This is a genomic window from Streptomyces sp. NPDC036822 (assembly GCF_055609145.1).
Genome location: NZ_JBVJPY010000013.1, coordinates 66023 through 79398 on the forward strand (window position 1 = coordinate 66023; position 13376 = coordinate 79398).

Sequence of the window (13376 nt, forward strand, 5' to 3'; positions counted from 1 at the left end):
GGGTTTCGACACGGCGGGGGAGGCCGAGATTCCCGCTCCTGAAAGACCGTCAAAGTGATTGTAGAGATGCCTTATTCGGTGCATTTTCTGCTTCTCGCCTGCGGGGCCACGGCTTTGGTCGAGGGGTCGGCGCCCGCACGGGCCTTGTCCGGGGCGTGGCATGTCTCGCCGTCTTTTGAGGGAACGCTCCCTGGGGTATGCCGCTTTCGGCGGCACGTCGAGAGTCCGAAGGGAGTCGTCGCGTCCGTGGGCCGGACCTCTTCGGCCCGGGGGATTGCGGACGGGCGGGCATTTCGTAGGGTCGAGCCAGGACGGTTCGCCGACACGGCTCCGACCTTGCACCGGTGACATGGCTCCGACCTGGCATCGGTCGGTGAGGCCGGGGCCGCTGCGGTACGGGAACGACAGACGGGGGCGGCAGATGGCACCGGGGGCAGCGAGGCGTTCAGGGATGAAGCGACCCACGCTCGATGTGGTCGCGGCGCGTGCCGGCGTGTCCAAGTCGAGTGTGTCGCGGGTGGTCAACGGGGAACACACCGTCGCACCGGAGATCCGTGACGTGGTGATGCGCGCCGTACGCGAACTGGGGTACGTCCCCAACGCGGCGGCTCGCAAACTGGTGACGCGCAGGACGGACGCGGTGGCGATGGTCGTCTCGGATCCGCCGCAGGGGGTGCTCTCCGACGACCCGCTGTTCTCCACGGTGGTGCGGGCCGCCAGCCGAGACCTGGAGGCGGCCGACAAGCAGGTGGTGCTCATGCTCGCGGAGTCCGACCGCAGCCGGGCCCGCGTCGAAAGCTACGTGGCCGCCGGCAATGTGGACGGCGTCCTGCTCCTCTCCCTGCACGGCGCCGACCCGCTGCCCGCCGTGCTGGCCAGGACCTCGCTGCCCGTGGTCTCCTTCGGCCGCACCGCGGCGCCGTCCGTGCCCTACGTGGATCTGGACAACGCCGGCGGCGCGGGCCTCGCCGTGCGCCATCTCCTGGGCCGAGGGCGGAAGCGCGTCGCCACCATCACCGGACCCCTGGACCTCAGCGACGCCCGCGAACGACTCGCGGGCTACCGCGAGGCGTTGCGCGACACCGGACGGCGCCCGCTGGTGGCGCTGGGAGACTTCACCCGGATCTCCGGCGCCGAGGCCATGCGGCAGCTCCTGGCCGACGAGCCGTCCCTCGACGCGGTGTTCGCGGCCAACGACCTCATGGCGATCGGTGCTCTGCGGACGTTGAGGGAGATGGGGCGGCGCGTACCGGACGATGTGGCCGTCGTCGGTTTCGACGACATCGAGGCCGCTGCCTACAGTGCCCCGCCGCTGACCACGGTGCGCAGCCCGATGGCCGACCAGGCGTCGGCCGCCGTCCGCCTCCTGCTCGGCCTGCTGGCAGGGCAGGCCCGGGAGCCCGTGATCATGCCGAACGAACTGGTGGTGCGGGAGTCCTCCTGAGCGGAAGCTCGCCTCCCGGTCGCGCCTCGGCATTCCGCGTGCCGATGTGGATGCCCGCCGACTCGCGGGGGTGCGGATGGGTGAGCGGGTGAGAACCCGCAGGTCCGTGCGCTTTCCCACCCCTCGGTGGGTGACGAGGCATCACGGAGACCTTCATCGGCACTTAAGTCAAGTAAAAAGAAAAGCCTTGCCGGAGATCTTGACCACGCCTGGGCGGGAGGGCATGGTTCCGGGAGCGCTCTCCCCCTGCGCCTCTCTCGCTCCAAGGAGACCCCCCTATGTCTACGTTTGGCGTGCCTATGGCGGCCTCGCCGCCACCCCGCGGGCGCATGCGGCGCAGTCTCGCCGGTGCCGTCGTCACCGCCCTTGCGGCCACGCTTCTGGCGGTGGTTCCCACGACGGCGGCGCAGGCAGCTCCCTCGCTGCTGTCCGAGGGGAAGCCGGTGAAGGCCTCCAGTCAGGAGCACTACGGGACCCCGGCCGGCGACGCGGTCGACGGGAACATCGGGACCCGCTGGGCGAGCCAGTGGCAGGACTCCCAGTGGATCCAGATCGACCTCGGCAGCTCCGTCGCGGTCAGCCAGGTGGTACTGCGCTGGGAGGCGGCCTACGCCAAGGCGTACCGGATCGAACTGTCGACGGACGGCACCAACTGGTCGACGGCCTACTCGACCGCGACCGGGGCGGGCGGCACCGAGACCCTCGCGATATCCGGCACGGCCCGGTATGTGCGCATGCAGGGCGTGACGCGGGCCACGGGCTACGGGTACTCGCTGTGGGAGTTCCAGGTGTACGGCGGTGAGGGCGACAGCGGACCGGTTCTGCCGGGTGGTGGTGACTTGGGCCCGAACGTGCACGTCTTCGACCCGTCCACGCCGGGTATCCAGAGCAAGCTGGATCAGGTGTTCCAGCAGCAGGAGTCGGCGCAGTTCGGTTCGGGGCGGCATGCGTTCCTGTTCAAGCCGGGGACGTACAACAACCTGAACGCGCAGATCGGCTTCTACACCCAGATCGCCGGACTCGGCCTGCGCCCCGGCGACACCACCATCAACGGTGATGTGACCGTCGACGCCGGCTGGTTCAACGGCAACGCCACGCAGAACTTCTGGCGCGGCGCCGAGGGCCTGACCCTGAACCCGGTCAACGGCACCAACCGGTGGGCGGTCTCGCAGGCGTCCTCCTTCCGGCGTATGCACGTCAAGGGCGGGCTGAACCTGGCGCCGAACGGCTACGGCTGGGCCAGCGGCGGCTACATCGCCGACTCTAAGATCGACGGCCAGGTCGGCAACTACTCCCAGCAGCAGTGGTACACCCGCGAGAGCTCCATCGGCGGCTGGTCCAACAGCGTCTGGAACCAGACCTTCTCCGGAGTCCAGGGCGCTCCGGCCACCTCCTTCCCCGAGCCCCGCTACACCACGCTCGACACCACCCCGATCTCTCGCGAGAAGCCGTATCTCTATCTGGACGGCAGCGAGTACAAGGTGTTCGCGCCCGCCAAGCGCGTGAACGCCCGCGGCACGAGCTGGGCGGGCGGCACCCCGCAGGGTGAGTCCATCCCGCTGAGCCAGTTCTATGTGGTCAAGCCGGGCGCCACCGCCGCCACGATCAACCAGGCGCTGGCCCAGGGCCTGCACCTGCTGTTCACGCCGGGTGTCTACCACGTCGACCAGAGCATCAACGTCAACCGGGCGAACACCATCGTGCTCGGCCTCGGCCTCGCCACGATCATCCCGGACAACGGCGTCACCGCGATGAAGGTGGCGGACGTCGACGGCGTCCGGCTCGCCGGCTTCCTGATCGACGCGGGCTCGGTCAACTCCCCGACTCTTCTGGAGATCGGTCAGCAGGGGGCCTCCGCCGACCACGCTGCCAACCCCACCACGGTGCAGGACGTGTACATCCGCATCGGCGGCGCCCACGTCGGCAAGGCCACCACCAGCATGGTCGTCAACAGTGACGACGCGATCGTGGACCACACCTGGGTGTGGCGTGCCGATCATGGTGAGGGCTGGGGCTGGGAGACCAACCGGGCGGACTACGGCGTGCGGGTCAACGGTGACGACGTGCTCGCCACGGGTCTGTTCGTGGAGCACTTCAACAAGTACGACGTGGAGTGGTACGGCGAGCGCGGGCGCACGATCTTCTACCAGAACGAGAAGGCGTACGACGCTCCCAACCAGGCGGCGATCCAGAACGGTACGACGAAGGGGTACGCCGCCTACCGGGTGGACGACTCGGTGACCACGCATGAGGCGTGGGGGCTGGGCAGTTACTGCAACTACAACGTGGACCCGACGATCGTGCAGGACCACGGTTTCAAGGCGCCGGTCAAGCCGGGGGTGAAGTTCCACAGCCTCCTGGTGGTCTCCCTGGGCGGTATGGGCCACTACAACCACGTGATCAACGACACGGGTGCCTCCACGATCCCCGCCGGCACCTCGACCGTGCCCTCGACCGTCGTCTCCTTCCCCTGAGACGCCTTCCTCACCGCCTCACGGCGGTGAGGGACTTCGACTCCTTCCGGGCCGGGTGATCACGTCATCGGCCCCGGCCCGGAAGGGCCCGCACGACAAGACCGTGCATCACCTCAACAGGAAACGCCGCATACGAGCCGGCCCGCAGAGTCCGGCTCCCCGCGCCCGGCGTCATGAATCAGCCAGGAGCACCGGCTGAGGGCTACGCCCTCCACGAGTTCGGCGTCTCCAGCTGACCACTCCGAGCCCCCCTGACGGGTGGCGGGGCCTGCCGCTCGGCCCCGCCACCCCGGGACTCCCGCACGGGGCCCGGCACACCAGTCGACAGGCCGACATCACCGTACTGTCGCGCAGGGAGCGGACACGCGTACGGTACGGGCGGGGCCGGCCGGCGGAACCTTGCCGGCGCATGCCGTGGAGGCTTGTGGCGGCGCCTGCCGTGTTGTGCACAGGTCCGGCCCTCCCGCCCCACGTTCCGAGGCAGGAGTCACCCATGGCCACCACGACCACCTCCTCGCCCCCCTCGGGACCCGGCGATGCCGACGCGCACGTCGCCGAGCGACTGCGCCCGGTCCTCGGCCCGGTGACCGTCACCCGTGACAACGCTCTCAGCGGGGGCCTCTACAACTCCGTCCGCCTGCTCGAACTCGCCGACGGACGGCGGCTGATACTCAAAACCGCGCCCATGGCCGGCGTCCCCGCACTCACCCACGAGCAGGGGCTCCTCGGTACCGAGGCCCTCTTCCACCGTCTCGCCGCGGGAGCGGGTGCTCCGGTGCCCACCGTTCTCCACCACCAGCCCTCCGGCCCCGGCGCTCCTGCCGAGTGGCTGCTCCTCTCGTACCTCGACGGCATCACATGGGACGCCGCCCGCGACCGACTCAGTCCGGCCGATCGCGCCGGCCTGCGGCGCGGGCTGGGCGAGCACATGGCCCGGGTCGCCACGGTCACCGGACCCGCGTTCGGCTACCCGCGGTCCGATGCCGAACTCGCCGGCCCCGACTGGCCCACCGCTTTCACCGCCATGCTCCGCGCCGTCCTCGACGACGCGGGCCGATTCGGCGTGACCCTGCCCGTCCCGGCCGCCGAGCTCGCCGAGCTGCCCGCACGTTTCGGCCACCGGCTCGCGGAGGTCCGCCGTCCCGCGCTCGTCCACTTCGACGCCTGGGAAGGCAACGTCGTCCTGAACCGGGCCGTCGACGGCTCCTGGTCCCTGACCGGCCTCATCGACGGCGAACGGGCCTTCTTCGGAGACCCCCTGGCAGAACTCGTCGGACTCGACCCCCTCGGCGCGGCCGAGGACGACACCAACCTCATGGCCGGATACCGCTCCGTCGCCCCCGCCTTGACCGTCGACACCGGCGCTCGCATACGGCTTGCCCTCTACCGGATCTACCTCGCGCTCATCATGCGCGTGGAATCCGCTCCCCGTGGCTACGGGGGACACTTCGCGGCCTGGCTCGACACCTGGTCCGCCGACCGCATCGCGGAACAGTTCGCCGTACTGGACGCCCTCCGGGCGTGAGACGGGCGGGGCGGTGTGTCACGTGCGGCACCGTGCTGTCGGCACGCGATACGACGAGCTCGCGGCCCGCGACGGGTGACCGTCCGGCGCGGCCATCAACGAGTGACAACGACGCACCCACCGCTAGAGCTCGTAGTCCTGGGCCAGTTCCTCCCAAGGAACGCCGCGCAGTGCAGGATGGACGTCCTCACCTGACGGGACCTGCAAGTCGGTCTGGAACCAGATCGCGGTGAGGGCGGAACGGTGCAGCACCGGGTCGAGTTCAGGAGCGACCGCTGCCGAGCGGAAGGCACCGATGCAGGCCACACGAGGCAGCACCTCGACGGGGCCGAACGCGCCGGCAGTCCGGTCCGGGTACTCGCGGGTGGGTGGAACCAGGTGGACCGGCGTGGAGGGAAACGACTCCTCGGCCCGCCGCTGAAGGCCCCTGACCTGCATGTCGTTGATGGGCTTGCAGGGGTAGCCCTCCAGCATCCCCCCGTAGGTCGATGACATCCGCAGCTCGGTGAGCTCGACCGTACGACCGGACGACAGGACTATGTGGCTGAGCGACATGTCGACACCCTACGTGCGCGATTCACTCATCATCTACCTGCGTCATCTTCCCAAGGGACGCACAGGCTCTCGGTGTTGCGCGGACCGGGAAGGGTGGCGCCCCGCGGGTGAGCCCCGGCACGTGGTGCCGGGGCTCACGAGGAGGGGTGCGTCAGCGGTCCATCAGGACGAACACGCCCCACCCGAGGTACTCGCGCTGGTACCTGGCGTGGTGGACGGGTGCCGCAGTGAGTTCCGCGCGCATCGTGCCGGCGAGCTCGTCGTCGGGGTTGGCATCGAGCCAGCGTCGGATGTTGAGCCACTGCGCCGCGACGTACCGGTCCCAGCTGTCCTGGTCGGCAAGGACCATCTCGACGACATCGCAGCCCAGGTCCCTGAACCGTTCGAGCAGTTCCGGCAGCATGAGCAGGTCGTCCTTGCGGGCCACGTGACAGCCCTCGACGACGGACTGGTCCTCAGGCTCGCGGCGCCAGTACGGTTCGCCGATCAGGATCATGCCGCCGGGAACGAGACTGCGCCGCAGGAGTTCGACCGTACCCGCCACGCCGGAGCCGATCCAGGTGGCGCCGATGCAGGCGGCGATGCCGACGGGATCGGCGGCGACATGGCCCGAGGCGTCCGCGTGCACGAAGTCGACTCGGTCGGCAACGCCCAGCTCAGCTGCCCGCCCTCGGGCCGCGTCGAGGAAGACGGTGCTGATGTCCACGCCTGTGCCGGTCACACCGTGGTCCCGGGACCAGGTGCACAGCATCTCGCCCTTGCCGCAGGCGAGGTCGAGCATGCGGGGGCCCGGCGGCGGGCTGATGGCCTGACCCAGGAGGGCCAGCTTCTCGCTGGTGAACGGGTTGCAGATGCGATGGCTGCTCTCGCGGATGGTGAAGCTACGTGGCAGATCCACTACAAGGGTTCCTTCGGTCCGTGGAGGTCATGACGGCTTGGTCAAGCGGCCGACGGGAGTTGGCCGCGCATACCTGGACCGTCATCAAGTGCACCTCTTCGGACGTGTGAAGGCTGGGACCGGTCGAGGGTACGGCCGTTGATATCACCGTGTCCATCGCGTTTCACGTCTGCCGGCATGCGCCTCGTGTGATGCGGGCCGCCGGTCGTTCGGCGAGGTGTCCACGCTCGAAGCGGCCTCCAGCGCGGACGAGCCGTGACGGGGGGCGTTCACGGCCCGCCCGCCCGCGTGCCGCGTGCAGGGTCGGCCGGTCAGCTCACACCGGCAGGACCGTTCAGAGGGTCCTCAACGGGTCGCTGACCGGCGCCTCTTGTGTGGCGGCGGTGGAGCTCCAAGGTGGCGACGACCGCCACACCGAGGGTGATGTGCATGAGGGACAGGGCGGCCACGGTGCCTCCGTCGGCATCGGACGACAGCGGGCCGGCGACCGACAGCAGGGCCAGCCCACCGCCCGCGTACTGCGCGAGCCGTAGGAAGACCGGCGTCCACAGGGCCAACAACATGGCAGCGCCCGTGCCGACGACCAGCGGGAGGACGGAGGAGCCGAGGACACCCCCGATCGTGATCGGGTGCTCCTGGCCGCCGTCGACGACGATGAGCGAGGCACCGGCCAGCTTGGCGACGCCCAGAACGACCAGATTGACCAGGGCCGCGGCGACCGCGCCGGTGACCAGGAGCTTCCACCAGGAGAGGCCGGAACGGGGGACCGAGGTCCCGGCGGGCACGGCGGGGCCGGAGCCGGGAACGGTGCTGCTTGACATGGAAGCTCCTCCAACGTGTGAAGTGCCGCGTTCCGTATGGCCGGCGGCGTACGCAGAAGCTTCCAACCTGAACCTCGGTTGAGGTCAAGCCTTCTCGCGGGGCCGGACCGGAAGTCCAGGCTCATGGCGCCGCGCGCCGGGCTGGGACAGCGGAACGAGAGGGGCGCCGTCTCCGGGACGATGTGTTCAGCCGGCGGTGGACCAGCGCATCTCCCGACGCGAAGTCCGGAAGTCCGCAAGGGCCCCCACGCGTCGGCGGGCGACGGGAGGCGGCCGGGGCCCCGTCCGGCACGGGCACCCGGGTTCGGGCGCCCGTCCCGGCCCCGGGGTTCTCCGTATCGACCTGCTCAGAAGCGGAACTGCGCCTTGATCGGGTAGTGGTCCGACTCGCCCGCGTCGGCCGTCACGTCGCACGAGACGACGGTCCCGGTCGACGGACCGAACAGATAGTCGATCTTGATGCTGCGGGTGGCCAGCGGCTTCGTGGCCCGGCCGTCACGCGGACGGGCGCGCGACAGACCCTCGTCACACTCCTCGTCCGCCGCGTAGGCGGACGTCATGAGGTCGTTGGGGGTGTCCGTCGAGGCGGAGTCCGGCGGGATGGAGTTGAGGTCACCGCCGTACACGGTCCGGTAGCCGGGCATGGTGTACGAGTGGACGATCTTCTGGAACTCCGCGGCCTGCTCCCGGCGCTTCGATCCGTCCGCGTCGTCCGTCGGCAGGCCGGCGCTGAAGTGGGCCGTGCAGAACTGCAGGGCCTCCGCCGGGAGAACGGCGCAGAGCGCGGTGCGCTGCTCCATGCGCACCCACTCGGTGCCGATGGTCTTGTTCTGCGGCGACGGCAGGTCGTAGGAGTGGTACCAGACGTTCGAGTCCGGCACCGCGAGCCCGATGCCGTAGGAGCCGCGGTCCCTCCAGCCGGATGACGTCGAACCGGCGTTGTCGCAGGTCTTCGCGGCCTTCACCGAGGACTTGTCGACGGTGTACTCGATGGGGGCGAAACGTACGTCCCATCCGGTCCCCGTCTTCTGCTCCAGCAACGTCTCGATGGCCTTGGCGTGCGACTCGCATATCTCCTGGAGGAACACGGCACGGTACTGACGCGCCTCGGTCGTGGTGCCCATCCGCTCGGTGATCCGGGAGGCCAGGGAAGCCCCTTCGACCCGGTGGTTCGCGCAGGCGGAGTTGTGATTGGCGCAGACGTTCCACGACATCACACGGAAGTCGGCGGCCGGAGCGGGGGAGACGGGGCTGGGGCGCCCGCCCGCGTCACTGGCGTTCTCCTCGCCCAGGTGGACGAGCTGGAACTTCTGCCACGACCCGACGGAGTCACCCCGAGCGCGCAGCAACCCCGCGTCGCTTCCGGGGTCCTGCACCTCGGCGGTCACGTACTTGTAGCCGTCGTTCGTGGCGGCCCTCAAGGCGTACGTACCGTCCGCCTGCTTCTCGAGCTGGATCTTCTGCCAGTCGCCGACGGTGGCGCCCCGGGCGCGGAGCAGGTTCTGGTAGGTGCCCGTGTAACTGCGTTCGGTCGTGACGTAGTTCCCGTTCGCCTCCGCGCGCAGGGTGGTGCTGTAGCCCTTGTCGTCGGTGTGCAGGGTGAACTTCTCCCAGGAGCCCAGCTCTTCGAGCGTGGCGGCGGCCTTGCGGGCGCGCAGCATGGCTTCCCCACCGCCGGTGGCCGAGACCTCCACCGACACGAACAGGCCGCCGGCGCCCACGGACTTGAGCGCGTACTTGTCACCTGCCGTGACGGGCACCGGGCGGGCTTCCACGGCCTGGGCCTGGGCGGGTGTCATGGCCATCATCGCGAACAGTGCGGAACACAGCACCGCCAGGCGGCGCCCTGTCTGTCTCATCCTCTTACCTCGCTTCAAGGGCGGGAACGAAACGGCGTACGTTACGGGGCTGCCGCAGAAGCGCGCAAAGATCGCCGGCGTCGTTCGTCATGCCGGAACCCCCCTCCGTCATCGGCCCGACCGTCGTTGAGCGCTTCTCCCTCTCCCGCCTCCGGCCAGGGCGGGCGGCCGAATGCCTCCGGGGGCAACGCGGTCGGTATCCGCGGCGCCGCTGGTCGGCCCACGCCGGGGGCATGAGGGGCGCAGATCGGGGGCACCCGTCGACTCGGACACCGTCGGCCCGCTCGGCGCCCCCTGCCGACGCCGCCCCGGCCCAGGCCCCGAGACCCCTGGCCCCGACCCGAGAAACAGAGAACATGAGATTGCCCCCCATCTCCGCGCCCGAGGCCCCGCTCCGCAAGGTCCTCACCACCCGGCTGCTGTACTTCTTCATCCTCGGCGACGTTCTCGGCGCCGGGGTCTACGTGCTGATCGGCGAAGTCGCGGCCGCATCGGGCGGCGCCGTGTGGGTGCCCCTCACCGTGGCCCTGCTGCTCGCACTCCTCACGGCCGCCTCGTACGCGGAGCTGGCGACGAAGTACCCCCGGGCGGGAGGCGCCTCGCACTACGCCACGCGCGCCTTCGGCCCGGCGGTCGGGTTCTTCACCGGATACTGCATGCTGGCCGCCGGCATCGTCTCGGTCGCGGCGCTGGCGCGCGGCTTCGCGGGCGACTACCTCAAGGCGTTCGTCTCCCTGCCGCTCGTGCTGGTCGCCGTCGCCTTCCTCGCCCTGCTGGCCCTGCTCAACGCCCGCGGCATCCGGGAGTCGACCCGCGCCAACACCGTCGCCACGCTGGTCGAGGCGAGCGGACTCCTGATCATCGTCGGACTCGGCGTGTGGATCACCGTACGAGGCGACGGGGACGTCGGTCGGCTGACGCAGCTCGGCACGGCGTCGGAGGCGCCCGTGGCCGCCGTGCTGAGCGGTGCCGTCATCGCCTACTACTCTTTCGTGGGGTTCGAGACCTCCGTGAACGTGGCCGAGGAGACGCGCGACCCCGGCCGGTCCTACCCCCGCGCCCTGTTCGGCGCACTGCTGACGGCGGGTGCGCTGTACGCGGCCGTCGGGGCCGCCGCCTCCGCGGCCGTGCCGACCGGGACGCTCGCCGCGTCCGACGGCCCCCTCCTCGAGATCGTCCGGGCCGCCGGGCACGTACCGGTACAGCTGTTCGCCCTGATCGCGCTGGTGGCGGTGGCCAACGGTGCCCTCCTGACGGGGATCATGACCTCGCGGCTCGCCTACGGGATGAGCCGGGAAGGCCTGCTGCCGGGCTTCCTGGCCCGCGTCCTTCCCGGCCGGCGCACACCCTGGGCGGCGATCGCCGTCACCACGGCGCTCTCCGCGCTGCTCGCGACGAGCGGCGGGATCGACGTCCTGGCCGGCACGCTGGTGCTGCTCCTGCTGGTCGTCTTCTTCGTCGTGAACCTGGCCGTCCTCGTACTGCGACGCGACGGCACGGCGGGTGCCGGCCACTTCCGGGCGCCCAGGGTCGTCCCCGTCCTCGGCGCGCTGTCCTGCGTCGCGCTGGCGACCCAGGTGGAGGCACCGGTGTGGTGGCGAGGCCTGGCGCTGCTGGCCGTGGGTGGCGCCCTCGGTGCCTTCACCCTGTGGCGGCGTCGGCACGCACCCGCGCCGGCCGAGCCGCCCGCGTCCGCCGAGCCGCCCGCGTCCCGCGTCTGAGGCCGGAGGGGGGAGCCGGAGACCCGCGTCCGTCGCCGTCCGATGGGGGCCTCGTTCGTCCGAACGGGGTGCCGGGGGCCCCGCGATGCCTTGTCCGTCACCGGTTCGGTGAGGCGGGCCCCGGCACGGCGGCCCAAGGCGGGGAATCCACCTCGCCCGCACCGCCCACGCGCGTGCCGGTGCCGGCCCGCCGAGAAGCCCCACTGACCCGGTGGCCGGAATGTCCGGTTTCCGGACGTGTCGAAGCGGTTACCTGCTTTCCCATGAACGCATCGCCGCAGCCCGAACGCCGTGCCCGCACCGACAGCACCGGAATGCGCGCCGTCAGGAGCGTCCTGCCGTCGGCGTCCGGCCCGGGCCGCGTCCTGCGGGGCATGGACCGCCTGGAGCGCGCCGCCGTGCTGGACGGGGTCGCGCACCGTGTCAGGGACGCGGTGCGCGCGCTCCCGCTCGGGGAAGGAAGGGACGTCCTGCACGGCCGGTGGCTCGGGCATCCCGTCCACCCCCTGCTCGTCCAGGTGCCGATCGGCACCTGGGTCTCCGCGGCGGTGCTCGACCTCCTCCCCGGACAGCGCAGGGCGGCGCACGTGCTGGTGGGGGTGGGGCTCGCCGCCGCCGCTCCGGCGGCCGTCTCCGGGTGGGTGGACTGGGCGGAGCTGCGCCGGCGGCAGATGCGGGTCGGACTCGTGCACGCGGCCATGAACATCACGGCGGTCGGTCTGTACGCGGCGTCGTTCACCGAGCGGGCGCGGGGCAGGGCCGTCCGGGGCAAGATGCTGGGCTTCGCGGGGCTGTTCTCCGTGGCCGTCGGAGGGGCGATCGGCGGCCACCTCGCCTACCGGCAGGCGTCGGGTGCCAACCACGCGGAAGCGGTACCCGATCGGGTGCGGCCGGGGTGGCACGAGATCGGTGCCGTCGCCGACTTCCCCGTCGGGCGGCCGGTCCGACGCGAGGTGGACGACATCGCCGTCGTCGTGGTGCGGGAGAGCGGCGAACAGGTACACGTCCTCGCCGACTCGTGTGCGCACATGGGCGGCCCCCTGTCGGAGGGCACGGTCACCGACGGTTGTGTGCGGTGCCCCTGGCACGGCAGCGTGTTCCGTCTGGCCGACGGCTGGAACGTACGAGGACCCGCCACCGCGGCGCAGCCGTCCTTCGAGACACGCGTCATCGGCGGCCGCGTCGAGGCACGCCTGAGCGCACCGGACCTGGCCCCCACAGAGCCAGTGACCACCGCATGACCATCATGTCCGCGCAGCACTGAGAGCGCGGTGAGAGACATCGAGTTCGGCTGCTCGATCGTGGCGACCGACTTCAGCAAGGAGCCGGGCTCGGGCCGGGACGCGTCAGGCGTTCAGCACACCAGGGCGGGAGAGCCCGGCTCTGCTGCTCCGGGGTAGGGGGCCGGGCGTACCTCCGAACGCTGCTCCTGAGAGCCGTACGTACGCGCGCGTCGCCGTAGCGGTGCTTCGCGCCTCGTTCCGTCGTACGGGGGACAAGGAGCGGCCGGTCGGGCGTGTGCGCTGGCGATCGCCCGCGTACCGGCGGAGGATGGCCCCGTGGGGCCCGTTCGGCCTCGGACTCCATGCCTTCCCGGTCGGCAGGTCTGCCGTTCGCCACCCCGTAGCAGCGCAGGTGACGGACACGACGTGGTCGGCCCGGCGGCATGGTCGCCCGGTCGGCGTGGCGCGGGCGTCGGCCTGACGCGAAGGCCGGCGATCTGCTGGAGGCCCTGTCCACCGACTGCACGCAACCCCCTCGCCGGCCCCGGGCTGCCCGCTTGAACCGCGCGGTTCGGGGCACGCGCGCGTCTGAGTGTCCTCTGTTCGGAGCAAAGGAGAAGTCCGATGTTGATGGCGCATCCCGCGGTGCTGAAAGATCTCGTCGAGCGGTACGAGACGCTGCGGATCCTGCACGCCGAGGGCGGCTCCGCCGAGGCGCGCCGGCGCATGGAGGACGTCACCTACACCCTGTGCGTGTCCACCGGCACCCGCGACATCGACGCCGCCCTGGCCGCCGCCCGCGGTCGACTGTCCGCTCTCCCGGGTGGGGACTTCGCGCTTGCCGGCTGACCAGTAC

At 70.8% G+C, this 13376-nt stretch carries 10 protein-coding genes; 6 read left to right on the forward strand and 4 right to left on the reverse strand.

All coding sequences use genetic code 11. The annotated features are described in order from the left end of the window. The first annotated feature begins 451 nt into the window (after positions 1-451). The 3 genes from ACZ68P_RS26295 to ACZ68P_RS26305 all read left to right on the forward strand — a co-directional run bounded on the left by ACZ68P_RS26295 (position 452) and on the right by ACZ68P_RS26305 (position 5443). A complete protein-coding gene (locus tag ACZ68P_RS26295) occupies positions 452-1444 on the forward strand; it encodes a LacI family DNA-binding transcriptional regulator (RefSeq protein ID WP_471010277.1) in 993 nt (330 codons plus the stop codon). 329 nt (positions 1445-1773) lie between these two features. Then, positions 1774-3918, forward strand: coding sequence for a discoidin domain-containing protein (locus ACZ68P_RS26300; RefSeq protein WP_471010280.1), 2145 nt, complete (start codon positions 1774-1776; stop codon positions 3916-3918). A 493-nt stretch (positions 3919-4411) separates the two neighbouring features. After that, on the forward strand, positions 4412-5443 hold the full coding sequence (locus tag ACZ68P_RS26305) for a phosphotransferase family protein (RefSeq protein WP_471010282.1): 1032 nt from the start codon (positions 4412-4414) through the stop codon (positions 5441-5443). A gap of 123 nt (positions 5444-5566) precedes the next feature. On the opposite strand, the gene ACZ68P_RS26310 is transcribed toward ACZ68P_RS26305, so the two are convergent. The 4 genes from ACZ68P_RS26310 to ACZ68P_RS26325 all read right to left on the reverse strand — a co-directional run bounded on the left by ACZ68P_RS26310 (position 5567) and on the right by ACZ68P_RS26325 (position 9576). After that, on the reverse strand, positions 5567-5998 hold the full coding sequence (locus ACZ68P_RS26310; RefSeq protein ID WP_471010284.1) for a hypothetical protein: 432 nt from the start codon (positions 5996-5998) through the stop codon (positions 5567-5569). Between the two features lie 151 nt (positions 5999-6149). Further along, complete coding sequence (locus tag ACZ68P_RS26315) at positions 6150-6896, reverse strand: SAM-dependent methyltransferase (protein ID WP_471010286.1); 747 nt, start codon at positions 6894-6896, stop codon at positions 6150-6152. Positions 6897-7207: 311 nt separating this feature from the next. Continuing rightward, a complete protein-coding gene (locus tag ACZ68P_RS26320; protein WP_471010288.1) occupies positions 7208-7717 on the reverse strand; it encodes a DUF6069 family protein in 510 nt (169 codons plus the stop codon). Positions 7718-8064: 347 nt separating this feature from the next. Then, entirely contained in the window at positions 8065-9576 is a 1512-nt protein-coding gene (locus ACZ68P_RS26325; RefSeq protein WP_471010291.1) for a hypothetical protein, read from the reverse strand. A gap of 356 nt (positions 9577-9932) precedes the next feature. On the opposite strand from ACZ68P_RS26325, the gene ACZ68P_RS26330 reads away from it, so the two are divergent. The 3 genes from ACZ68P_RS26330 to ACZ68P_RS26340 all read left to right on the forward strand — a co-directional run bounded on the left by ACZ68P_RS26330 (position 9933) and on the right by ACZ68P_RS26340 (position 13369). Then, positions 9933-11297, forward strand: coding sequence for an APC family permease (locus tag ACZ68P_RS26330; protein ID WP_471010293.1), 1365 nt, complete (start codon positions 9933-9935; stop codon positions 11295-11297). 314 nt (positions 11298-11611) lie between these two features. Beyond that, on the forward strand, positions 11612-12538 hold the full coding sequence (locus ACZ68P_RS26335) for a Rieske (2Fe-2S) protein (protein ID WP_471010553.1): 927 nt from the start codon (positions 11612-11614) through the stop codon (positions 12536-12538). A 606-nt stretch (positions 12539-13144) separates the two neighbouring features. Next, a complete protein-coding gene (locus ACZ68P_RS26340) occupies positions 13145-13369 on the forward strand; it encodes a DUF5133 domain-containing protein (RefSeq protein ID WP_471010295.1) in 225 nt (74 codons plus the stop codon). Positions 13370-13376 lie beyond the last annotated feature (7 nt).

Excerpts from the sequence above, each read along its gene's own strand:
- ACZ68P_RS26340 (WP_471010295.1), top strand. The coding sequence starts at position 13,145 with ATGTTGATGGCGCATCCCGCGGTGCTGAAAGATCTCGTCGAGCGGTAC.
- ACZ68P_RS26320 (WP_471010288.1), bottom strand. The coding sequence starts at position 7,717 with ATGTCAAGCAGCACCGTTCCCGGCTCCGGCCCCGCCGTGCCCGCCGGG.
- ACZ68P_RS26325 (WP_471010291.1), bottom strand. The coding sequence starts at position 9,576 with ATGAGACAGACAGGGCGCCGCCTGGCGGTGCTGTGTTCCGCACTGTTC.
- ACZ68P_RS26305 (WP_471010282.1), top strand. The coding sequence starts at position 4,412 with ATGGCCACCACGACCACCTCCTCGCCCCCCTCGGGACCCGGCGATGCC.
- ACZ68P_RS26335 (WP_471010553.1), top strand. The coding sequence starts at position 11,612 with ATGCGCGCCGTCAGGAGCGTCCTGCCGTCGGCGTCCGGCCCGGGCCGC.
- ACZ68P_RS26330 (WP_471010293.1), top strand. The coding sequence starts at position 9,933 with ATGAGATTGCCCCCCATCTCCGCGCCCGAGGCCCCGCTCCGCAAGGTC.
- ACZ68P_RS26300 (WP_471010280.1), top strand. The coding sequence starts at position 1,774 with ATGCGGCGCAGTCTCGCCGGTGCCGTCGTCACCGCCCTTGCGGCCACG.
- ACZ68P_RS26310 (WP_471010284.1), bottom strand. The coding sequence starts at position 5,998 with ATGTCGCTCAGCCACATAGTCCTGTCGTCCGGTCGTACGGTCGAGCTC.
- ACZ68P_RS26295 (WP_471010277.1), top strand. The coding sequence starts at position 452 with ATGAAGCGACCCACGCTCGATGTGGTCGCGGCGCGTGCCGGCGTGTCC.